At 71.7% G+C, this 22864-nt stretch carries 18 protein-coding genes and 2 tRNA genes; 15 read left to right on the top strand and 5 right to left on the bottom strand.

What is annotated here, in order from left to right; translation table 11 throughout:
• The first annotated feature begins 75 nt into the window (after positions 1-75).
• Together OHB56_RS14905 and OHB56_RS14900 are read left to right on the top strand one after the other, a co-directional pair.
• Positions 76-2163, top strand: coding sequence for a hypothetical protein (locus tag OHB56_RS14905; RefSeq protein WP_406353750.1), 2088 nt, complete (start codon positions 76-78; stop codon positions 2161-2163).
• A gap of 221 nt (positions 2164-2384) precedes the next feature.
• Entirely contained in the window at positions 2385-3614 is a 1230-nt protein-coding gene (locus OHB56_RS14900; RefSeq protein WP_406353748.1) for a glycosyltransferase family 2 protein, read from the top strand.
• Here the strand turns inward: OHB56_RS14900 and OHB56_RS14895 are convergent.
• Positions 3580-5736 carry a hypothetical protein gene (locus tag OHB56_RS14895; RefSeq protein WP_406353746.1) on the bottom strand — a complete coding sequence of 719 codons (2157 nt, stop codon included), beginning with the start codon at positions 5734-5736 and terminating at the stop codon, positions 3580-3582. The two genes, OHB56_RS14900 and OHB56_RS14895, sit on opposite strands and share 35 nt — an antisense overlap.
• A gap of 236 nt (positions 5737-5972) precedes the next feature.
• Positions 5973-7415 carry a polysaccharide pyruvyl transferase family protein gene (locus OHB56_RS14890; RefSeq protein ID WP_326752712.1) on the bottom strand — a complete coding sequence of 481 codons (1443 nt, stop codon included), beginning with the start codon at positions 7413-7415 and terminating at the stop codon, positions 5973-5975.
• Positions 7416-7637: 222 nt separating this feature from the next.
• Here OHB56_RS14890 and proB point away from each other — a divergent pair, with 222 nt between their 5' ends.
• The 5 genes from proB to OHB56_RS14865 all read left to right on the top strand — a co-directional run bounded on the left by proB (position 7638) and on the right by OHB56_RS14865 (position 12593).
• Positions 7638-8744 (top strand): glutamate 5-kinase, encoded by a 1107-nt coding sequence (gene proB / locus OHB56_RS14885; protein WP_406359065.1) that lies wholly within the window; start codon positions 7638-7640, stop codon positions 8742-8744.
• A gap of 144 nt (positions 8745-8888) precedes the next feature.
• Positions 8889-9347 carry a hypothetical protein gene (locus tag OHB56_RS14880; protein WP_406359063.1) on the top strand — a complete coding sequence of 153 codons (459 nt, stop codon included), beginning with the start codon at positions 8889-8891 and terminating at the stop codon, positions 9345-9347.
• Positions 9348-9470: 123 nt separating this feature from the next.
• Complete coding sequence (locus OHB56_RS14875; protein ID WP_406353744.1) at positions 9471-10757, top strand: glutamate-5-semialdehyde dehydrogenase; 1287 nt, start codon at positions 9471-9473, stop codon at positions 10755-10757.
• A 47-nt stretch (positions 10758-10804) separates the two neighbouring features.
• Entirely contained in the window at positions 10805-11413 is a 609-nt protein-coding gene (locus OHB56_RS14870; RefSeq protein ID WP_326752710.1) for a hypothetical protein, read from the top strand.
• 109 nt (positions 11414-11522) lie between these two features.
• Positions 11523-12593 carry a hypothetical protein gene (locus OHB56_RS14865; protein ID WP_406353742.1) on the top strand — a complete coding sequence of 357 codons (1071 nt, stop codon included), beginning with the start codon at positions 11523-11525 and terminating at the stop codon, positions 12591-12593.
• Between the two features lie 10 nt (positions 12594-12603).
• Here OHB56_RS14865 and OHB56_RS14860 read toward each other — a convergent pair whose 3' ends face one another.
• Positions 12604-13743: a M48 family metallopeptidase gene (locus tag OHB56_RS14860; protein ID WP_326752708.1), complete on the bottom strand. Its 1140-nt coding sequence runs from the start codon at positions 13741-13743 to the stop codon at positions 12604-12606.
• A gap of 445 nt (positions 13744-14188) precedes the next feature.
• On the opposite strand from OHB56_RS14860, the gene OHB56_RS14855 reads away from it, so the two are divergent.
• The 8 genes from OHB56_RS14855 to OHB56_RS14820 all read left to right on the top strand — a co-directional run bounded on the left by OHB56_RS14855 (position 14189) and on the right by OHB56_RS14820 (position 19338).
• Positions 14189-14353: a hypothetical protein gene (locus OHB56_RS14855; protein ID WP_326752707.1), complete on the top strand. Its 165-nt coding sequence runs from the start codon at positions 14189-14191 to the stop codon at positions 14351-14353.
• 92 nt (positions 14354-14445) lie between these two features.
• On the top strand, positions 14446-15210 hold the full coding sequence (gene nadD / locus OHB56_RS14850) for a nicotinate-nucleotide adenylyltransferase (protein ID WP_326752706.1): 765 nt from the start codon (positions 14446-14448) through the stop codon (positions 15208-15210).
• A gap of 16 nt (positions 15211-15226) precedes the next feature.
• Positions 15227-17080, top strand: a complete 1854-nt coding sequence (locus OHB56_RS14845) for a LytR C-terminal domain-containing protein (RefSeq protein WP_406353740.1) — start codon at positions 15227-15229, stop codon at positions 17078-17080.
• Positions 17081-17210: 130 nt separating this feature from the next.
• Positions 17211-17666 carry a ribosome silencing factor gene (rsfS, locus tag OHB56_RS14840; protein WP_326752704.1) on the top strand — a complete coding sequence of 152 codons (456 nt, stop codon included), beginning with the start codon at positions 17211-17213 and terminating at the stop codon, positions 17664-17666.
• A complete protein-coding gene (locus OHB56_RS14835; protein WP_326752703.1) occupies positions 17657-18334 on the top strand; it encodes a histidine phosphatase family protein in 678 nt (225 codons plus the stop codon). The genes rsfS and OHB56_RS14835 overlap by 10 nt, the downstream gene beginning before the upstream one ends.
• 105 nt (positions 18335-18439) lie before the next feature.
• Positions 18440-18512, top strand: a tRNA-Ala gene (locus tag OHB56_RS14830).
• Between the two features lie 386 nt (positions 18513-18898).
• Complete coding sequence (locus OHB56_RS14825) at positions 18899-19132, top strand: hypothetical protein (RefSeq protein WP_055593485.1); 234 nt, start codon at positions 18899-18901, stop codon at positions 19130-19132.
• Positions 19133-19265: 133 nt separating this feature from the next.
• Positions 19266-19338 (top strand) — tRNA-Ala (locus tag OHB56_RS14820).
• A 108-nt stretch (positions 19339-19446) separates the two neighbouring features.
• Here the strand turns inward: OHB56_RS14820 and OHB56_RS14815 are convergent.
• Positions 19447-21054, bottom strand: coding sequence for an NADH-quinone oxidoreductase subunit NuoF family protein (locus tag OHB56_RS14815; RefSeq protein WP_055593484.1), 1608 nt, complete (start codon positions 21052-21054; stop codon positions 19447-19449).
• Positions 21051-22349: a cytochrome b/b6 domain-containing protein gene (locus OHB56_RS14810; RefSeq protein WP_326752702.1), complete on the bottom strand. Its 1299-nt coding sequence runs from the start codon at positions 22347-22349 to the stop codon at positions 21051-21053. The genes OHB56_RS14815 and OHB56_RS14810 overlap by 4 nt, the downstream gene beginning before the upstream one ends.
• Positions 22350-22864 lie beyond the last annotated feature (515 nt).

The raw sequence follows: 22864 nt of genomic DNA, 5'->3' as shown, positions 1-22864 counted from the left end.
ACAGGCACAAACCGGCACTCACCCCTCCAAGAGCAGGTTTCTCCGTTGATATCCACCGCTATTCGCGTCGCCCGGGTGGGAAGCGCGGCCGAGCTGGCCGCGGCGGTCCTCATGCTGCTGGGCTTCCCCTGCCTCATGCTGGCCGCGCTCGTCCCGAGCGTCCCCGCCTTCGCGGCAGCGGCCGCCGTGACGTACCTGGCGGACCACTATCTGCACCGCAGGGGCAGCTACCTGGTCAACCGCCTCAGCAAGGTGCGGGCGGGCCTGTCGATCCGCTTCCTGATCCGGCAGCTGCTGCTGATCCTGCTGCTGGCCCGGATGTCCCTCGCGGACAACCTGATCTACTACGGGGCGATCGCCTGCTTCATCGCGTTCTACGGCCTTCAGGCCCCGCACGGCGCGCTGACCACGCTGATCCGCAACCGCCGGCGCATGCCGGTGGCCACCCGCAACGTGGACCTGGCGTCCCGCATCCGGATCCCGGACGCGCCGCCGCGCGTGCTGACGCACCGCGCCGCGGAGAAGATGCTCCACCTCGACCTGGTGGCGGTCGGCGGCATACTCCTCGCCGCGGCCCTCGACTCGCCGCTCATCGGGTTCGCCTGCATCGGCATCACGGTGGCCCTGGGCCTCGCGTACGTGCTGGCCCTGGTGCCCTACGTGCGAGGCCGGCGGATACCGCCGAAGGCCGACCAGGTTCTGGTGGCGGTCGACGACTGGCTGCGCGAGTACCGGCCCGAGACGGTGCTGTACTTCTCCGGCTCCAAGGACTCCGCGTACCAGGTCAACATGTGGCTGGAGACCATGGAGCAGCTGGACACCCGGCCGCTGGTCATCCTGCGCGAGCGGGTCCTCCTGGCCAACCTGGCCCCCACCACGGTCCCGGTCGTCTGCGTGCCCGGAGGGGTGCACCTGATGAACCTGGACCTGTCCACGGTACGGGTCGCGCTGTACGCGGCGAACGTCGGCAAGAACATCCACCTGCTGCGCGTCCCGACCATGAAGCACGTCTTCATCGGGCACGGCGACAGCGACAAGCTCGCCAGCGTCAACCCGTTCAGCAAGGTCTACGACGAGGTGTGGACGGCCGGCCGCGCGGGCCGCGACCGTTATGCCATCGCCGACGTCGGCGTCCGTGACGACGACATCGTCGAGGTCGGTCGCCCGCAGCTGGCCCCCATCGAGACCTGGCAGGCCACGGCCGCGGGCCCCGCCGAGGGGCACCGCCCGACGGTGCTGTACGCCCCCACCTGGGAGGGCTGGGACGACAACCCGGGCAACACCTCGCTCCTGCTGGCCGGCGAGAACATCGTGAAGCGGCTGATCGCGGCAGACCCCGCGGTCCGCGTCCTCTACAAGCCGCACCCCTTCACCGGCACCCGCAGCGCGCAGGCCAAGGCCGCCCACGAGCGGATCACCGCGCTGCTCGGGCAGGCCGCGGCCGAACGCGCCGCCGACCCCCGTTTCACCGTCGACACGGCGGCGCAGGACCGGGCGCGGGCCGAACTGGCCCGCATCGATGCCCGGCTGACCGCCCTGGCCGGCGGCAACGACAAGGGCGACGAGGCCGAGGCCAGCCGCGACGGCGTGATCGACGTGGCGCTGTACGAGGAGACCGCCCGGCTGCGCACCGAGTGGAACACCGCGTACTGGAACTCCTTCCCCGCCTGGGAGCACCGCGTCATCACGGGGGCCCAGCCGCGCCTGTACGACTGCTTCAACGTGTCCGACGCGATGGTCTCCGACATCTCCAGCGTCGTCTCCGACTTCATCGCCAGCGGCAAGCCGTACGCGGTCACCGACTCCGCCGAGCTGGGGGCGGAGGAGTTCAAGCGGCAGAACACGGCGGTGCGCGCCGCCGTGATCCTGTCCAACGACGCGGCCGGGCTGGCCGAGCTGCTCGAGGCGGTCCGCGACCCGCAGGCCGATCCGCTGGCCGGGGAGCGGGGCGAGCTCAAGCGCTACCTGCTGGGCCCGGACGAGCCGGCCTCCATCGACCAGTTCAACGCGGCGGTCGCACAGCTCGCCCGGAAGGCCGAGACGCGCAACCTCGGCCAGGGGTCCCGGACCGCGGTCGGCGGCCCGGACGTGGAACCGGCGGACGCGCTGCCCGCACCGACGGCGTCGGTGACCGGCGAGACGGACGGCACCGCGGTGAACTGAGCGGCTCCGGCCCCACCGCATCACAGGGCTCGGCCCCCGAGAAGCATCTTCTCGGGGGCCGAGCCCTGTTGCGTGGACGACCGCCGACCGATTGCCGCAACACCCTTGTGGCATAGGTCACTTGAGCGGTGGTCCGGAGCAACCTTCGACCTCGAACACCCGTCTAACAGGGAGAGTATGGGGCGATACAAAAGGAAATATCCCACAACAAGGGGGAAAACGTGACCGTGGCGCAGCCTGACGTCACCGTGGTCATCGGGGCGTACGAAGCGATGCCGTACCTGGTCGAGTGCCTCGCCTCGGTGGAGGCGCAGACCATCGGCCCGGAACGCCTCGAGGTCGTCGCCGTCGACGACGGCTCGACGGACGGCACGGGGGAGTACCTGGAGGAGTTCGCGGAGCGTGCGTCCCTGCGCGTCACCGTGATCCGGCAGGCGAACTCGGGCGGCCCCAGCGGCCCGCGCAACGTCGGCCTGGGCAAGGCCCGCGGGCGGTACGTCTTCTTCCTGGACGCCGACGACCGGCTGGGCCCCGAGGCCCTCGAGCGGATGGTCGCCATGGCGGACCGGGCCGGCACCGATGTCGTCCTGGGGCGGATCGAGGGCGTCGACCGCGGCGCCCCGAAGTCGATGTTCGACCGCACGGTGGAACGCACCGACGTGCACTCCTCCAACATCATGTACACGCTCAGCGCGCAGAAGCTGTTCCGCCGTGCCCTGCTGGACCGGCACGGCTTACGGTTCGACGAGTCGCTCTACACCGGCGAGGACGCGCTGTTCACCATGGAGGCGTATCTCAGGGCGAACGGCGTCTCCGTGGTCGCCGACCACACCTGCTACTACCTGGTGGGCCGCGACGACGGCAAGCACGTCACCAAGAGCGGGAGCTACGTCCTGCGGTTCGACTCCGCCCGCCTCCTGATGAACCTGATCGCCGACCTCGTCCCCGAGGGACCTCAGCGCGACCGGCTGATGGTGCGGCCCTTCGGCATCACCCTGCTCCCGCAGTTCGGCCCCAGGTTCCTCAAGGACGGCGACCGGGTGCGGCGGCGCAAACTGGAGCTGGCGAAGCCGCTGACGGACGCCCACTGGACCGAGGGCGTCGCCCGGCACCTGAAGGTCGAGGAACGGCTGAGGCTGCACCTGGTGGCCGAACAACGACTCGAACTCCTCCTCGACGCGGTGAAGTTCACGGCGTCGAAGAAGCAGGCGCCGGCCCTGATGGAGCGGCGGGGCCGACGCGTCTACCTCGTGTACCCGCACTTCCGCGACCGGGCGGCGGGAATCCCCGACGTCGTCTACCTCGCCACGCCCCGGGAGGCCCGCGCCTTCCCCGGCTACCGCGAGGGCGGCAAGGCCACCGTCCTGCGCCGTGCCGCCCGCAGGGCCCGCCGTCTGCTGGCCTCCGCCGAGAAGGTCACCCCGGAGGCGCCGGCCGCGACGGCGGCGTGACGGACCGCGACGCCTCGGCGTCGGCTCCCGTACCGGCGTCGGACGCGTGGCGCGGAGCGGGCAGCAGGTCCTCCGCGAGCCGCTGAGACCGCGGATGCCGCGCCTCGGCCTGTTCTTCACCACACGCCCTGTGGTTCAGGGCCGCCGTGGACAGGGCGCGCAGGGCCGTGTCGCAGCGCTCCCGGGACGTCGGCTCGCCGGGACCCAGGAGACGCAGCTTCAGCTCCGCGCGAGCGTCCGCCAGTTCGTCCTTTTCCGGGTACCGGACCGTCTCCAGCAGCGCCGGCACCCCGCTCGCGTCCGGGGTCAGCACGGTCGCCGCCGCCGCCGTCGGGAACGCGGCGCGGAAGGCGTCCTCGGACATCCCGCTGGTGTTCGCCACCGCGTACGGCTTGCCGCCGGCCAGGAAGTCGCTGATGACGCTGGACACATCGCTGATCAGCAGGTCGGCGTTGTTGAAGCAGGAGTACAGGGCGGGCCGTACGCCCGTGACGACCTGGTGCTCGTCCTGGGGCAGGGACGCCCAGTACGCCTCCTCCCAGGCCGCCGTGGCCTTCGCCACCGCCTCGGCCCGGCCGGGCGGCGGGGCGGACTGGGCCAGCATCCGCTCCATCTGGTCGGCGCCCTCCCGGACCCCGGCCGCCGTGAGCCGGTCCAGCTCCGCCGCGAGCCGGTCCAGCTCCGCAGCGGAACCCGCGGAACCCGAAGCCCCCGCGGGCCGTTCCCGGTTCGCCGCCCGGATCAGCTCCCGGATGCGCCGGTCGGCGGCGCCCGCCGCGGGCTCCACCGTGCCGGTCAGCGGGTGCGGCTTGTACAGCAGCCGCACACCCGGGTCCGCGAGCAGCGCCCGGACGAGGTTCTCCCCGGCCGCGACCACCGAGGTGTTGCCCGGGTTGCCGTCCCAGCCCTCCCAGGTCGGCGCGTACAGCACGGTGGTCCGGGCGTCGTCGGCCGGCGGACCCGACCAGGGGCGCACGGCGTCCAGTTGGGGGCGGCCGATCTCCACCACGTCCTTGTCCTCGACACCGACCCCGGCCCGCGCGTACCGTTCACGCGCCTCGGGGCCGGCCACCCACACCTCGTCGTAGGCCTTCGCGTACGGGTTGCAGGACGACAGCTTGTCGCTCTCCCCGTGGTTGACGAAGGCATGCTTGATCGTGGGGATGCGCAGCACCTGCGAGGTCTTGCCGGAGTTCGACGGGTGGATGAGCACCCGCAGCGTGGAGTGCTCCAGCCGCATGAGGGTGGACACCTTCGGCAGGCACACGACCGGGAGGTCGGTCGCCGCGATCCTCGCCACCATGAACCGTTCGCGCAGGACGACGACGGGCCGCCCGTCGAGCCTGCTCATCGTCTCCAGCCACATGTTGGCCTGGTAGGCGGAGGACGCCCCGCCGGAGAAGTACAGGCCGACCGTGGGCCGGTAGTCGTCCAGCCAGGCGTCGAACCAGTCGAGCACCTCCTGCTCGCCCGCCGGACGCCGGGAGGGCAGCAGCCGCACCAGCAGCGCGCCCAGGCCCGCCGCCGCGAGCACCACCGACACCGCGGTCCCGGCCGCCGCGGGCAGGGGCTCCCCGGTCACCGCCGCCGTGGCCAGGCCGGCGGTCGTGGGCAGGCCCAGGAGCAGCAGCCGGTGGCCGGGGCGGCGCAGCAGCGCGGCCGGGGCGGGGGACAGACGCAGCGCCGAGGCGTCGATGTTCCGGGTCAGCACCGGCAGCGTGCGGGTACGGCGGACCAGCACCGACACCGCCTGGACCGCGCAGTGCAGCGCGTAGAAGACGAGCAGACCGGCGACCGGCCACGCGAACTGCGGCTCCCGGTCGTGCTCCCCGAGCCGCAGCAGGCCCACCACCAGGAGCAGATCGCGCAGTACGTGGCGGACGGTGATGTCCGCGTGGGACTTGGCCAGCAGCGACGACATGACGGGCTGCCACCGGGACAGCACGCCCTCGACCGTCAGGGAGACGGCGGTCGCGGCGAGCAGCAGCGGGACGTCCGGGAGCAGGGCCCCGGCGGTCTGCGCCACGAAGGCGCCGGCCAGGACGGCCGCCGTCAGCCCTCTGACGACGAGCGGACGGCCGGACGGACGGGGCGAGGCACGGCGTCGGCCGACGCTCGCCACGAGCCGGCGACGGGATCGGGACAGCCGGCCGGACCGGGACGGCCGACCGGTTCGGGACAGGGGCAGGGGCACGCGGTCACTCCAGGGTTCGTCGCAGAGACGGACGCCCGGGTTAACGCGTACCGACGTCCGGACGACACGCGCGTGTCCGCACCGTGTGGAGTGACCGGTGACTGCTATGGCCCGAGGAGGCCCCGGGACCGGGGCCGACCCCGGCCGCGGGGCCCGGCGCGGCCCTAGCCGCGTCCTCCCTTGAGCGCCCTGCGCAGGGGACGGCCCACGACCCGGCGGGCCTTGCGGTACACCGAGCGGGACGCGGGGGCGACCACGGTGGTCTTCCCGGCGGCGGTCTTGGCCGCGGCCTTGGTTCCCGCCTTGACGCGGTCCAGTTCCTTCTTCAGCTTGGCGTTGTCCGCGGTCAGTTCGCCGACCCGGGTGTGCAGCCAGCCGAAGCGCGCGATGAGCGAGGCGGGGTCGGTGTCGATCCACGGCCGGACACCGCCGGGGAAGTCCAGCGAGCGCAGCCGCTCCTCGTACGCCGCACCGCCGTCGCCGTGCGTGAACGTGTTGTCCAGCCCGTTGCGGTCGAGGAACGAGGTGAACCGCTCGAACCGCTCGTGGTGGTTGCCGGTGAGCGCGCCGAGGTCGGTCTCCTCGTACAGCCGCGCCGGGTCGATCTCCTCGGGCAGCTGGTCGAGGGTGTGGTGCGGGATCTCGAAGTAGCGGCACAGCTCCAGCGTGCGCGAGTCCGAGCACAGCACGTTCGCGGGCGTACCGGCCAGCAGCGCCGCGATGTTGCCGTGGATGCGGGAACCGAAGGAGAAGTCGAAGTCCCGCAGATCGTCGATCCAGGTCACCGGGTCGATGTAGACGCGGACCTTGTCCTCCCGGTACATCGGGTGGTCGGGGTGCGTCGGCATCCCGGTGACCTTCCCGTTCGGGTCGGACAGGTCCCGCCAGTGCAGCTGCCGGGCGTCGCTGAGGTTCTGGCCTATGAACCGCAGGTTCGGGTAGCGGGCGTGGGTACGGGTGATGACCCGGCCCAGGCCCTGGCTGCGGACCGCGTTGTGCGAACCGTTGATCGCGATGCGGGAGTCGGCGGTCAGCTCCTGCGCCCGCTTCTCCACGGCGAGTTCCTTGCCGTACATGAACAGCGAGGGGCAGCCGATGACGTCGACGTCCTTGAACCCGAGGCCGTTCAGGTACTTCTCGGTGAACTCGCCGCGCACGCCGATCGAGGCGCTGCGGTCCAGCACGGCGGAGACGAACTCGCGCACCGCCGGCTCCATCGGCTTCAGCCGCGCCGGGTTGTAGTCGAGACCCGCCTGCGCGCCGATGCCGACGACGACCACCGGGATCTTCAACTGGCTGATCAGCCGCGTCAGTCGCCGCAGACTCGCCTCGAACGAGGGTCGGAAGGCGTTGGCGAGCGGCACGACGAAGGCGTCGTACTCCTCGTTGATGCGTCCTGCGGGAGTCCCATCGGTGCGGATGCCGTTGGACACCACCGTGGTGTGCGGTGTCTCGAGAATCTTGTGCGTGGCGTCGCTGAAGATCAGGTTGCCCGCGTTGCTGGCGAACACGTCGCGGTGGAGGGCTTCCTCTACCGGGACTGCGTCGTAGGGGCTCTTCCCCGATCTGAGGAGGATGCGCTGGATGCGAGAAGCGTTGGGTGACACCCGTTCACACTATGTTTCCAGAAGCTTTAATTTCTATAGGCAACCAATGCAAGCTTTTTCACATCAGCACTCGGTGAGGGCGTGGTTACGCGCGGGCGTCCGGAGGCTGGACGGGCGGGCGTTGCCCGCCCCACTTCGCGTAGATTGCCGGTGGGGGCGCCCAGGCCGGCCCCGTGGTCGGCACGAGGGACGGAGCAGCAGGTGGCAAGGGCAAGGCAGGCCGTGAGCGAGGCCCGCAGGATCGTCGTCAAGGTCGGATCCTCGTCGCTGACGACCGCGGCAGGAGGCCTGGACGCCGACCGGGTCGACGCACTCGTCGACGTGCTCGCGAAGGTTCGCAGCGGGGGAGAGCGCGAACTCGTTCTCGTCTCCTCCGGCGCCATCGCCGCCGGACTCGCCCCCCTGGGCCTCGCCCGGCGACCGCGGGACCTCGCCCGCCAGCAGGCCGCCGCCAGCGTCGGCCAGGGGCTGCTGATGGCCCGTTACACCGCATCCTTCGCCCGCTACGGCGTCCGCGTCGGCCAAGTACTGCTCACCTCCGACGACATGAGCCGCCGCGCCCACCACCGCAACGCCTCCCGCACCCTCGACAAGCTGCTGGCGATGGGCGCCTTCCCGGTCGTCAACGAGAACGACACCGTCGCCACCGACGAGATCCGCTTCGGCGACAACGACCGTCTCGCCGCCCTCGTCGCCCACCTGGTCCACGCCGACCTGCTGGTCCTGCTGTCCGACGTGGACGGCGTGTACGACGGAGACCCCGCCCGGCCCGGCACCTCGCGGATCTCGCTGGTACGGGGCCCGGAGGACCTCGCCCACGTCGAGATCGGCAGCGCCGGGAAGGCCGGCGTCGGCACCGGCGGCATGGTCACCAAGATCGAGGCCGCCTCGATCGCCGCCGCCGCGGGCGTCCCGGTCGTGCTGACCAGCACCGTCCACGCGGGTGACGCCCTCGCCGGCGCGGACACCGGCACCTACTTCCACCCCACCGGCCGGCGCTCGGCCGACCGGCTGCTGTGGCTCCAGCACGCGTCCACCCCGCAGGGCTCGCTCACCCTCGACGACGGCGCGGTGCGCGCGGTCGTCGAGCGCCGCAAGTCGCTGCTGCCGGCCGGGATCGCGGGCGTCGAGGGCGAGTTCAGCGCGGGCGACCCGGTCGAGCTGCGGGACCACGAAGGGCGGCCGGTGGCCCGCGGCCTGGTCAACTTCGACGCCAAGGAGATCCCCCGGCTGATCGGCCGCTCCACCCACGACCTCGCCCGCGATCTCGGCCCCGAGTACGAACGCGAGGTCGTACACAGGGACGATCTGGTGGTCCTGCATCCGTAAATGTGCCGGATCGCGCGCCCCCCGCGGTGGACGTTCCGCAAAACCGCCCCACGACGCCCGGCGGCCTGCTCAACTTTGACCCAGGGAACACATCTGCCCGGCCCCGGGGCCGGCCTGTGCGTGAAGGAGGCCGTCGTGAGACGAGTGCGCCCTGGGACGACGACGTCCCGCGGTGGTGCCGGCTCCCGCGCGGTCGGCGAGGAACGCGCCCTGGCCAGCGTCGCGGCGGGCGACCGGTTCCAGAACGGCGAGCCCCGGGACCTCCCGCGCCTGTGGCACGTCACCCTCAGCGTCTCCGGCGGCCTGGCCCCGATCGCCGAGGTCCGCCGCGCCCTGGAACAGCTCGCCCACGACCACCCCTTCCTGCTGACCAGCCGGTACGCCGAGGACCACGCGGAGATCCGCTACTGGGAGGAGGCCCGCGACCTGCACGACGCCGCCGCCGTGGCACTGCGGCTGTGGGGCGAGCACCGGCGGACCGCGGGACTGCCGCCCTGGGAGATCGTCGGTCTGGAGGTCATCGACCGGGCCACCTACCACCAGCGCATCGCCGCGGGCTACGGCCCCGCACCGGCGACGCCGGTGGGGGTACATCCGTTCTGAGCCGGGAGACCGGTTCGGCCCTCCGCGAGCGCCACGGCCCTTCGTGCCGGCGGCCACGGCCCCCGGCGTCTCGGGGTTCGGGATACCGGTGGTCGGACCCTCCGGCCGCACTACCCTTCCCCCATGACCACGCTTTCGCCATACGACTCGATGTCTCCGGTCAACCAGGCCGCCTACCGGGCCAAGGGGGCCGCCGCCACCCTCGCGCCGCTGCCCCGCGCGGCGAAGGACGACGCGCTGCTCGCCGTCGCGGACGCGCTGGAGGTCCGGGCGAGCGAGATCGTCGAAGCCAATGCCCAGGACGTCGCCAAGGCACGTGAGGCGGGCATCAGCGAGGGCATGATCGACCGGCTCACCCTCACCCCGGAGCGGGTGCGCGCGATCGCCTCCGACGTGCGGGACGTGGCCGCGCTGCCCGACCCGGTCGGCGAGGTCGTCCGCGGCTCCACCCTGCCCAACGGCATCGACCTGCGGCAGGTCCGGGTGCCGCTCGGCGTCGTCGGGATCATCTACGAGGGCCGCCCCAACGTCACGGTCGACGCCGCCGCCCTGTGCCTGAAGTCCGGCAACGCGGTCCTGCTGCGCGGCTCGTCCTCCGCGTACCGGTCGAACACCGCGCTGGTCCGGGTGCTGCGCGACGCCGTGGGCGGCGCCGGGCTGCCCGCCGACGCCGTGCAGCTGGTGCCCGGCGAGGGCCGGGACAGCGTGCGCGAGCTGATGCGCGCCCGCGGCCTGGTCGACGTCCTCATCCCGCGCGGCGGCGCCTCCCTGATCAACACGATCGTCCAGGAGTCGATCGTCCCGGTCATCGAGACCGGCACCGGCAACTGCCACGTCTACGTCGACGCCGACGCCGACCTCGACACCGCCGTGGAGATCCTGGTCAACTCCAAGGCCCAGCGGGTCGGCGTCTGCAACGCCGCCGAGACCCTCCTGGTCCACCAGGACATCGCCCCCGCGTTCCTGCCGCGCGCGCTGGAAGCCTTGGCCGAGGCCGGGGTCACCGTGCACGCCGACGAGCGGGTGATGGCGTACGCCAAGGACTCCGCGGCGACGGTCGTGGAGGCCACCACGGAGGACTGGGAGACCGAGTACCTCTCCCACGACATCGCCGCGGCCGTCGTCGACTCGCTCGACCGGGCCGTGGAGCACATCCGGCTGTGGACCTCCGGTCACACCGAGGCCATCGTCACCACCTCGCAGCAGGCGGCCCGCCGGTTCACCCAACTGGTGGATTCCACCACCGTCGCCGTCAACGCCTCCACCCGGTTCACCGACGGCGGCCAGTTCGGCTTCGGCGCGGAGATCGGCATCTCCACGCAGAAGCTGCACGCCCGGGGACCGATGGGCCTGCCGGAGCTGACCAGCACCAAGTACATCGTGACCGGCGACGGACACGTCCGCCGCTGACCCACGCCGCGGGGCAGGCGGACGAATTTCCGTACCGTCTGCCCAAATTGACCCCTCCGGTCTACTCTGGAGAGGTGCCGGAGGACGTGGGGGGCACGCCGTTCCCTGACGGCGGGGAGCCCGACGACGACCACGACCGCGGAGTGTCGGACGAAGAGTTCGCCTCCGTGGTCTTCGACGAGGCTTTCATCGGCGCGGCCGTGGTCCACGAACCGACCGCCGTCGAACGCCTCCTCGCCGCCGCCCAGGCCAGAGCCGAGGCTTCCGAGGCCGAGGCCCACCGCACCCGCCCGACGACAGATCGGTACGACGGGTACGACGGCCACGGACGGTACGGCCGCCGCCACCGGGACGACGACTTCGCCGACGGGGACGACGGCCCCGGCGTCCCGGAGGACGACTACGGCTACCCGGGGCCGTACGGCAGACAGGTCCGCTGGCACCGCCCGGTCGCCTGGATGCTCGCCCTGGTGATGGGCGTCGGCATGGTCGCGCTCGCCTTCTCGGCCGTCTACCGGGGGTCCTCCGGGAACAGCCGGCAGGGCCCGGCGCCGCCGCCCGCCTCGACCGGCCTGGAACAGGGCGGCGGCGTGGCTCCGTCCGCCTCCGCCGACTACTCCCGGCCCGACGTCCCGGTGATCCCGAGCAGCCCCTGAGGCTCCTCGTGCGGGGCGGCGGCGGGATCGCCGGCCCGGATGGGAAGCCGCCGCAACTTGGCACGCGCCACGGAGTTTACGCGGGCTCCCCGCGACCTACTCTGAAGATATGGCAGGGCCTGCGGACCCACCCGGAGGGGCACCCGAGGGCACCCCCGGAGGTGGCGAGGACGAGTACCGGTCCGTCGTCTTCGACGAGACCTTCGTCCGGGCTGCCCGTCTCCAGGAGTTCTCCGCCCGGGAGCGCATCACCGACCACGCCCCCGCCGTACGCCGCCGCCCGCCCCGGCACCGGGGCCTGTCCCGGCAGGTGCTGATCCTCGTGGTGCTGATCGCCGTGGCCTTCGGCACCGCGATCTACATGGGCGTACGCCATCCCCCCCGGACACCCGGCGCGGGGGAGGCCGTCGAGCCGCTGCGCATGACCGTGATCCCGCTCGCCCCCGAGGGCAAGGTGCCCGGCACTCCCGATTCCGAACGGCTGTACGCCAACAGTCCGGCGGCGCAGTTCCGCATCGGGGCCGAGGGGGTGACGCTCCCGGCGTCCCGCCGTACCGCGCACTTCTCGGACGGGCAGGTCGTGACGGCGCTGCTCACCGCGAAGGACTACGTCGTCCGGTCCGCCCTCGACCCCGAGGTGCTCACCGGCGGGCAGACCCGCTCCGTACGCGTCCTGATCGGCGTCGACCAGCAGGACCAGTTCGACCGGAGCTTCACCCGGCCGGCCCCGGACGGGCGGCACGCGCCCACCGGATGGCTCGTCCGCTTCGACCCCTCCCGCGCGGAACTGGCCGACCGCAGGATCCGCGTCCAGGGCACCCTGCAGGCCTCCGAGGCCGACGCCGGCACCCTCGAGGTCACCGCGGACCACACCTCGGTGTACGCGCTGCGGCCGGCCGGTGCGGGCCCGGGAGCCCGGGTGTCGCTGTTCACCGTCCGGCGCGAGCTGCACTTCCGCTTCGACCGCGAGGACCTGCGCCTGCACCAGGCGCAGCTCGTCGTCTCCTCCGTCCAGGCCGGTCCGCTGTCCTGCTCCGAGGATTCCGCGAGCCGTCTGCGGCCCCTGCTGGCGGGCGGCACGGCAAAGAAGGGCGGCCCCGCCGGCACCGACCCGTACGCCGCGGACGGCGCTCCGGCCCTGTGCGGCTCGCTGGCGGCGGCGGCGCAGCCCTGGGTGTGACGCCCGTGCCTCAGGTGCCGTCGCGCGGCGGCCGGCCGCCCCCGGTGTCCGGGTCCGAGGGCGTACCCGGCTCCTGGGGCCCGTCCGGTCCCTGCGCGGGCCTCGGTCCCGAGGACGTGAAGCCGCCGAAGCCGCGGCGGACCCGGTCGCCCAGGTCCCCGGCGCCGCCCGCGATGTCGTTGACCAGCTTCATCAGCGGGTCCTTGGAGTTCTTCACATCACCGGCGTAACTGCTCGCCGAGTCGCGCCAGGAGTCCCGTACCGAGGCGTCCTTGTCCTCGTCGCGCCGCGGGTAGTGACCGTCCACGATCCGCTGGTACTCGCGGGTCTCCGCCCACTTCTTCAGCTCGGCGGCCCGGACGGTGGTGAACGGGTGGGAGCGGGGCAGCACGTTGAGGATCTTCAGCACGGAGTCGCGCAGGTCGCCCCCGGCGTCGTACTCCTCGGCCTGCTCCAGAAACGCGTCGACGTTCATCTCGTGCAGGTGGTTGCCACCGGCGATCTTCATCAGGCCGCGCATCGAGGCCTGCAGATCCTGGCCCACCAGCAGCCCCGCGCGGTCCGCGGACAGCTCCGACTTGCGGAACCACTCGCGCAGCGCCGTCACGATCGCCATGATCGCGACGCTGCCCAGCGGAATCCAGGCCACCCGCACCGCGAGGGACGTCAGGAACAGCAGGATGGTCCGGTACACCGAGTGCCCGGACAGCGCGTGCCCGACCTCGTGCCCGACGACGGCCCGCATCTCCTCCTCGTCGAGCAGTTCGACCAGTCCCGTGGTGACCACGATGATCGGCTCGTCCAGGCCGATGCACATCGCGTTCGGCGTCGGGTCCTGCTTCACGTACATCTGCGGGACCTTGTCCAGGTCCAGGATGTAGCAGGCGTCCCGCAGCATGACGTTGAGGTGCGCGAACTGCCGTTCCGAGACGCGCACCGAGTCGGACAGGAAGAGCAGCCGCAGGCTGCGCTCGGGCAGCAGGCCGCTCAGGGCCTTGAAGACCGTGTCGAAACCGGTCAGCTTGCGCAGCGCCACCAGGGCGGAGCGGTCGGCGGGGTGTTCGTAGGCACGCGAGGAGATTCCGGGGAAACGCCTGCGCTGCCTGCTCGGCACCTTCTCGTGCCCGTTGTGCTGATGGCCGTCGGACATGTGTCCCCCATGTGCGTCTGTGTGACCTTCGCGGTCCGTTGTGACCTTCGCGGTTCCCGGCACCGTCCCTCGGCGGTCTCCCGTCCGGCCCTCCTGCCGCCCCGGGACCGAGGCCCAGCCTAGGTGGAGAAGGCACGGACCGGCAGACCGGTGGAGCGGAAGAGCAACGCGGCCGGGAACGCGCGTGGAGCACCGTTCCCGAGCAGCCCGGCTCCCCGAGAAGGACGATCAGGACCGCGGGATGGTTGCGTGGCCCCGCCGTCACCCACCCGCCCGGGAGGACCGGCGGGAGGACGGTCGGAAAGGCACGGGGGGAGGCACCGGGGAGGCACCGGGGAGGTGGCCGGGACCCGCAACGGCGGAGTCGGAGTGATCGGCGAGAAGGCGCCCGCATACGATGAGCCGACGTCTTTATCCCGCCCACACGTGATAGGTACTGCCGAAGATGAGCTTCCACAGCGCCGCTGTCCAGTTGGTCACCCTCGCCGCCGAGGGCGGAGAGCACAGTGGCAACCACCAGAGCCTCAACCCCTACCTGGTCGGTGGCTGCGTCCTGGCCGGCCTGCTGCTCCTGCTGCTGATCACGACCCGCTTCAACCGCGACCGGTAGACCCCCCCGGACCCCCGGGGCCTGTTCGGGCGTGGCCAAAGGGCGCACCTGGCGGCCGGAGCGTTCAGAGAGGGCCGGTAGGGTCTGCACGCATGGGAGAGCAGGACATGCCTACCGGTCCGGTGGAGGGCACGGCCGGGGGACCGACCGAGCCCGTGGTCACGACCGGGGCGGGGGCCGAGGGCACGGCCGGGCAGCCGGCGAGCGGCGCCGAGCACCGTCCGGCGCCGCGCCGGGCCGGCGGCCCGGGCAGCGGCCCGTCGCAGCCGGGCAAGCGCCGCCTCGGCGTCATGGGCGGCACCTTCGACCCGATCCACCACGGGCACCTGGTGGCGGCCAGCGAGGTCGCCGCGCGGTTCCACCTCGACGAAGTGGTCTTCGTCCCCACCGGGCAGCCGTGGCAGAAGAGCCACCGGCTGGTCTCCGCGGCCGAGGACCGCTATCTGATGACGGTCATCGCGACCGTCGAGAACCCGCAGTTCTCGGTGAGCCGGATCGACATCGACCGCGGCGGGCCCACCTACACCGTGGACACCCTGCGCGACCTGCGGGCCCTCAACCCCGACACGGACCTGTTCTTCATCACCGGAGCCGACGCCCTCGCGCAGATCCTCACCTGGCGGGACAGCGAGGAACTGTTCTCCCTCGCGCACTTCGTGGGCGTCACCAGGCCCGGCCATCATCTGACCGACGCGGGCCTGCCCGAGGGGGGCGTCTCGCTCGTCGAGGTCCCCGCCCTGGCCATTTCCTCGACGGACTGCCGTGCGAGAGTCGCCACGGGAGATCCCGTCTGGTACCTGGTGCCGGACGGGGTCGTGCGCTACATCGCCAAGCGTGAGCTGTACCGCGGCGAGTGAGCCGAGAGGGGCACCGGTGAACGACCGATACGACGCGGGATACGGCGACGGAGGGGACGACCCGTACGGGCTTGTGGGCTACGACGAGTACGGTCGGCCCGTCTACCGCCAGGCCGACACCCAGGCACCGGCCCAGCAGGCCCCGCAGCAGCCGTACGACCCGTACCGGCAGCAGGGGCAGCAGGACCCGTACGGGCAGGAGCACGGGCAGGGCGGGCAGGGCTACGACGGCGGCTACGGCTACGACCCGTACGCCACCGGCGGCGCGCAGCAGCCCCCGCAGCCCTACGACCCCTACGGGACCGGGACGGGTACCGGGCAGCAGCCGCAGACGCCCTCCTACGACCCCTACGGGGCCCAGGGCGGCTACGGCGCCCCCCAGGGCGGCGCGACGGCCGCCCCGTACGACCCCTACGGCGACTCCTACGGCGATGCCTACGGGCAGAGCGCGCAAGGCGGTACCGGACAGCAGCCCCGGGTCGCCGAGCAGACCGCGCACATCCCGCAGCAACCCGGCCCGGCCGACGACGGAACCGAGCCCGACGGCCATGACGGCCATGACGGCTATGACGACCGTCCGGCCGCGGACTCCGAGGCGCCCGAACGGGAGTACCGCACCGAGCAGTTCGCCTTCGTCGAGGAGCCGGACGGCGACTCCGAGGACGTCATCGACTGGCTGCAGTTCACCGAGAACCGCACCGAGCGCCGCGAGGAGGCCAAGCGCCGCGCACGCAGCCGGATCGTCGCCCTGGTCGTGGTCTTCGCCCTGGTCGTGGCCGGCGGCGTCGGCTACCTCTGGTACGCCGGGAAGCTGCCCGGCTCCGAGACCGGTACGGGCACCACGACGGCCGCGGGCGCCCAGAAGCGGGACGTCCTCGTCGTCCACCTGCACGACACCAAGGGGGGCGGCACCGCCACCGCGCTGCTCGTCGACAACACCACCACCAAGCGGGGCACCACCGTCCTGCTGCCCAACTCCCTGGCCCTGGCCGCCGAGGACGGCACCACCACCACGCTCGCCAAGTCGGTCGAGGACGACGGATCCGGCGGTACCCGGGGCGCCCTCGACACGGCCCTCGGCACCGACATCGAGGGCACCTGGCGGCTGGACACGCCCTACCTGCAGAACCTCGTCGACCTGGTCGGCAACATCGACATCGACACCGATGCCGACGTGCCCGACCCGGCAGCGAAGAAGAAGGGCGAGACCCCCCTGGTCAAGAAGGGCAAGAGCCAGACCCTCACCGGGAAGATGGCCGTCGCCTACGCCACCCACCGTGCCTCCGGCGAGGCGCAGGACGCCCAGCTGGAGCGGTTCGGGCAGGTCATGCAGGGGGTGCTGCGGAAGATGACGTCCGACGCGGGCGCCGCGACGACCACCATCCAGACCCTGGGGCAGATCATCGAGCCGCCCCTGACCGACAAGGACCTCGGCTCCTTCCTCGCCCGGCTGGCCGACCTGGCCAAGGGCGGCGACCACGGCACCACGCTGCTGCCGGTCCAGGAGGACGGCACGCTCACCGCGGAGACGAGTGACAGCGTGGTCAAGAAGGTGCTCGGCGGCACCGCGAAGAGCCCCGACAAGGACGCCGCCGTCAGCGTCTCCGTGCGCAACGCCACCGGCGTCGCGGACAACACCGAGAAGGCCCGGGTCGTGCTCCTCAACGGCGGCTTCACCTTCCTGGAGGGCGGCACGGCCACCGCGGCCGCGGCCTCCGAGGTCGTCTACGCGGACGACGCCGACAAGGAGAACGCCTCCGAGGTCGCCAAGACCCTGGGGCTGCCCACCGAGTCCGTCACCCGGGGCGAGGTCTCCGGGAACGCCAGGGTCTCGGTGGTCCTGGGCCAGGACTACGAGCCGGGCACCTGACCGGACCGCGGTACGCCCGGCCGGACGCCCTTACGGGGCAGCCGGCCGGGCCCACCCCGAAACGCGTGGGGCGTGCCCGGCGGTCCGTGAGACCCTTGAAGGCAAACGACCGCCGAGCGAAAGCCTTGTAGTGACCGCAACCGACCGTTCCATCGAGCTCGTCTCCACCGCTGCCCAGGCCGCGGCCGACAAGCTCGCGCACGACATCGTCGCCTACGACGTCAGTGACGTGCTGTCCATCACCGACGCCTTCCTGCTGGCTTCCGCGCCCAACGACCGTCAGGTCAAGTCGATCGTCGACGAGATCGAGGAGCGGCTCAGCAAGGAGCTCGACGCCAAGCCGGTCCGCCGCGAGGGCGACCGCGAGGCTCGCTGGGTGCTGCTCGACTACGTCGACATCGTCGTCCACGTCCAGCACAGCGAGGAGCGCGTCTTCTACGCCCTGGAGCGGCTGTGGAAGGACTGCCCCGAGCTGGAGCTGCCCGAGGACGCCGTGGCCACCCGCGGCAAGGCCGCTGCGCACGCCCGTCAGAAGGAGGCCGAGGAGGCCGCGGAGATCGCGGAGCCGGGTGGTGGGTGGCGTTGAGCCCTGCCGGTGAGACGTCCGGTTCCGGCGGAAGCCGGGGCCGCCGCGTCATCCTGTGGCGGCACGGACAGACCTCCTGGAACGTGGAGCGCCGCTTCCAGGGCAGTACGGACGTGGAGCTGACCGGGACCGGCGTCGCCCAGGCGCGCCGGGCCGCCCGCCTCCTCGCCGGCCTCAAGCCCGACGCGATCATCGCCTCCGACCTGAAGCGGGCCGCCGACACCGCCGCGGAACTCGCCGCCCTCACCGGCCTGCAGCCGGTCCACGACGAGGCCCTGCGGGAGACCTACGCGGGCGTCTGGCAGGGCCTGACGCACGACGAGATCATCGCCAGGTACGGCGACGAGTACACCGCCTGGAAGCGCGGCGAGCCGGTGCGCAGGGGCGGCGGTGAACTGGAGACCGAGGTCGCCGACCGCGCCGCCCCGGTGGTGCTCCGGCACGCGGACAAGCTCCCGGACGACGGCACGCTCGTGGTGGTCAGCCACGGCGGCACGATCCGCACCACCATCGGCCGGCTGATCGGCCTCGACCCGCGCAGCTGGGAGAGCCTGGGCGGGCTCACCAACTGCTGCTGGTCCGTCCTCGGCGAGGGCGCCCTCGGCTGGCGGCTGCTCGAGCACAACGCCGGCACCCTGCCGGAACCGGTGCTCGGCGACGACGACTAGGGCCTGCCCTGGACCTCCGGGTGCGGCCCGGGGGCCGGATTTCACTTTCCGGCAGGTCGCAGGCTAAAGTTCTTCTTGTTCGCCCGCCGAGCGGGAAGAACACTCGGGGCTATAGCTCAGTTGGTAGAGCGCCTGCATGGCATGCAGGAGGTCAGGAGTTCAATTCTCCTTAGCTCCACAGATCACATGACGAAGATCCCGTCCTCGGTGCGAGGGCGGGTTTTTTCGTTGTCGCTGGTTGAGCGGGAAGACGCCGACGGGCGTATACCTCTGTGAGGCGCCCAGCCGTGTCCCGACCGGTACCCCGACGTCGCTGACCGTATTGGTCCGGCCGTGGCAGAATCAAACGACCGGAAGGGGGCGCGGCCCTACGGGAGGGAGTTGTTGATGTCTGCGAGCATCCACGGGGAGGTCGACCACCTCTTCGGCGGGGTGTTGACACGACGGACCTCGACCCGACTCCGCCGCCCTTCCCGCGGTTCCGCGCACCTCGCCCGAGTCCTCGGTGGCAACGGCGGTGCCCCCTGCGCGTGTACGGCCTGCGGCCACAGCTGGAGCTGAGCGATGGGTGCACACAGGCGAAGGTGTGACTGGTGCGGCAGAGGGACGCCGATCGTCCGGGACATGGAACCGGTCAATTCCGACTACCAGTACTGGTGCGAGGAGTGCGCGCGGGCGCTGATCATAAAAGGCGACCCGATCGAGACGTACCGCGAGCTCGAAGGCGAACCGATCTACGGCCGGCTCCTCGATGAGCACTGCACGCTCAAGCGCTTCTATTCGTTCGTGACCGCGTGACCGCGTGACCGCGCGCCGCGGTTCGGGTGGCAATACGGACAGAACCGGGCGCAACGGAATCGATTTGGTGTTGAGCCCCGGTGACCGTGTAAAGTTGGCTTCGCCGCCGGGGCAACCGGGCGGGATGTGACCTGGGGCTATAGCTCAGTTGGTAGAGCGCCTGCATGGCATGCAGGAGGTCAGGAGTTCAATTCTCCTTAGCTCCACAGCAGTAGAGGGCGGATCATCCGATCGGATGATCCGCCCTCTACGCGTTGTCGGACGTGCGGCCGGCCGTGCGGGCCGCCCCGGAGGGCGGCCCGCACGGGCCCGTGTCAGCGGCCCAGCGCGCGCCGGCCGCGGCCCTGGGAGAGCACCGGCAGATTGCGGGAGGGCGCCTTGGACTGCGTCCCCTCCTCGACGCGCAGGGCCAGCGCCGGACAACGGCGCACCGCGCGGATCGCCTTGGCCTCCGCGTGGCGCGGCACCTGGGCCTGGGCGACGGTCGGGAAGCCGTCCGCGCCGAGCTGGAAGACCTCCGGGAGGATGTCCGCGCACAGACCGTGGCCCCGGCACAGCGTCCAGTCGACGAAGATCTTCTGGCGGCTGGGGCCGTTCTCCTCCCCGCCCCCGCCCGGGATGCCCGTAGGGGCCCTGCCCCCCTCGAAGAGCGGCAGCACGCCCTCCACGGGGCGTCCGCAGCCGTTGCCCAGGGCGTGGGCGGCGATGTCGTCGCTGAACGCCTTGACGGTCGACTCCAGGAACATCGCGGAGCCGTCCGGATGCGAACACGCGCCGCGCCGCTTCACGTTCTTGGCGACCTGCTTGACCGCCTCCAGGGCGGCGGGGCCGCCGCCGTTGAGGATGTCCTCCAGACCGCGCGCGGCGGCCGGCAGACCCAGGTAGCAGGGGCCGCACTGGCCGGCGCTCTCCTCGGCCAGCCATTTCGCCACCATCAGGGACTCGCCCAGCGGACAGGTGTCCTGACTGATCGGCAGGATCGCGCCCGCGCCGAGCGCACCGCCCACCGCGTCCAGGGAGTTGCGGGAGACGATCGCCTCGTTGACGGTCGCCGCGTCGATCCACTTGCCGTGGTAGCCACCGGTGAGCACGCCCTGGGGCATCGGCGGCGCACCGGCGAGCTGGAGGACGTAACGCAGCGGTACGCCCGTCGGGACCTCGATCACCATGGGGCGGGCGACCGCCCCGGAGACCGTGAGCATGACGGTGCCCGGCTCGTCGTACAGGCCGGTGTTGCAGTAGCGCTCCGGGCCGATGCGGGCGGCGATGGCGAGCTGCGCGAAGGTCTCGGCGTTGGAGAGCAGGGTGGGCGCGCCGCCCACACCGTTCTTCGAGGCGCTGACCTTGCGGCCCGGCGGGACCGCCGGGCCCCCGTCGATGGAGCGGATCAGCGAGGCCGCGGCGCCCGTGACCATGCGCACCGGGTTGAGCTGCACACGGGCGCGCAGCGCGGACCGGCGCCCGTTGTTGAGGCCCCGTTCGGCGAGCGCGGCCTCCATGGAGCGCTTGGTGGACTCCCGGGTGACCCCCACCACGAGCGTGCGGGCCCCCATGGCCTCGGCGCACAGCAGCGCGCCGTCCAGGATGAGGTGCGGAGCACGGTTGATCATCACCGTGTCCTTGCGGCAGGCCGGTTCGTCCTCGCTGCCGTTGACGACCACGACCGGCCGGACGCCGCGTTTGATCGCCGTCTCGGCGACCGAACGCAGCTTCTTGTGGAAGGGGAAGCCGGCACCGCCGCGTCCCCTGAGGTTGATGCGTTCAGAGAGCTGGGCGAGCTGTTCGCCGCCCATGGGCTCGAGCGGCCCGTGCACCTTGAGGTGCATGGGGAGATCGAGCCGGTCGACAAGGTCGAAGCCCGACGTGAGCTGGGGAAGTCCGACGACGCGGACTTCGGGTACGTCGGGCAGAGCCTCGTTCACTTGAAGCCTCCGGAAGGCGTGTTCCAAGGTTCGCCCGATCCCGGTGCGCCGAAGTCGTACGACGCACCGGGAGATGGATCAGTGGCGGGACCGCTGTTGTACGTGTCACTCGGGTTGTACGCGTTGTAGAAGCCGTTCGACTCACCGGTGTCGCGCACATCACTCGAGCCGTAGCCGGGGGCGGCCGAATTGTCGTAGGTGGGGATGTTGTATCCGGTGTCCTGGAGCGGGTCGTAGGCCGACGGCGGGGCCTCGCCGACCGGCGGCGGGGACGGGACGGGCCAGCTGCCCGAGGTGCTGGAGGGGCCGTCCACGCGCGGCGCCTCCATGGCCTGCCCGCCCATCGTCTGGCCGTCCATGGTGGGGACGGCCTGCGTGGGCTGCATGTCCAGAGGCAGTTCCATGCGGGCGGTCTGGTCCGCGTAGAGGGGCTGCTGCGGCTGGGACGGGGGGGAGACCGCGCGGTAGGCCGCCGCGAAGCCGTTCGCGGGGTCCGGGGCCGGCGGCGCGAGACGTTCGGCGGTCTCGTACCGCGGCCGGGCGGCCGGCTCGGGGCGTTCAGGAGGCCCGGAACGGGGCCGGGAGTCCCGTCTGCCGCCGCTCTCGTACCTGGGGGGCGACGCCTCGGCGGCGCGGGTCCGGCTCTCGTCGAGCCTGTCACGGCCCTGCTGCTCGGCGAGGCCGAGCAGGCTGGTGACCCGGTCGGCGACCTTGCGCTTGACCCGCGCCGGGGAGGCGCGCAGGAAGAGGGCCGCCATGACGCCGAGCAGGGACAGGCCGTACAGGATCAGGAAGATCGGCTTTGCCGATCGACCCGCGTAGAGCCCGTGGACCAGCGCGGCACACCAGGCCGGGTAGGCCAGCATGTGCATGGCGCGCCAGCGGGCCGCGACGGGGGCCGGCGAGGCGAAGCGGTTGCGCAGGACGCCGGTGATGCCGACGAAGATCATCAGCATTCCGGCCAGGGTTCCCAGGCCGATGAGGAAGGACCTGCCGGCCACCGCCTCGTCGTCGGTGAGGGCCAGTCCGAAGGGGATCACCGCGGCGATCCACGTCGTGTGCTCCAGCGCCAGCTTGATGCCGATGTGCACCAGCAGGAAGGCGATCGAGGCGACCGCGGTCGTCCGGTGCACCGCCTGCGCCAGGATGCGCTGGCGCGGACCGAGCAGGACCCGGTCCTGGGCGACCAGTCCCCAGATCACCGAGCAGCTCAGGCAGACGAGCGACAGAACGCCCACGCCGAAGTTGAGGAACTCGGCGAACCAGTCGTCCGCCGTGCTGTCGTCCGGCCTCACGCCCTACCTCCCCACGTCACGACGGAAAGAACGACGGCATGCGGGTACGACCGACCGGCAGCCGGCCGGCCCTGAGCGGGCGGCGGGCTGCTGTCTGGACGAGGGTTCATGGGGGAACTCCGAACGTTCGGGAGAAGCGGTCCCGGGCCGCACTCTAAACCTCGTTGTACCGGGGAGTACGACGTTTGAGTTGTTGCACTGTTATCAAAAGACGATCTGGCCGTTGTGATGCCCCATAGAGGTTGTTACGCGGAGTAAGTTTTGACCGATGTTCAGGGAGGTGGTCGGGCGGGAGTGCTTTCCGCGGGTGGCGAAGTGCGTCGCGGCGCGCTCCGGGCCTGCGGTACCCTGACGCCATGCGTGCCGTACGCCTTCTGCTTAGCGAGCCGCGCTGATCAGTCCCGGCCATGGTCGAACCAGTCGGTCGGAATCGGCGCGGCGTCCCCTCCTGTGCGAGGGGATTTTTCATTTCCGAATGTCGCAGCAGCCGTGGGCGCAGACGATCGATGGAGCTT

It is taken from the genome of Streptomyces sp. NBC_01635 (genome assembly GCF_045209715.1).
Classification (GTDB): Bacteria; Actinomycetota; Actinomycetes; order Streptomycetales; family Streptomycetaceae; genus Streptomyces; species Streptomyces hirsutus.
The sequence above is the reverse complement of the archived record's forward strand: the minus strand, read 5'-3'. Positions and strand labels throughout refer to the sequence as shown.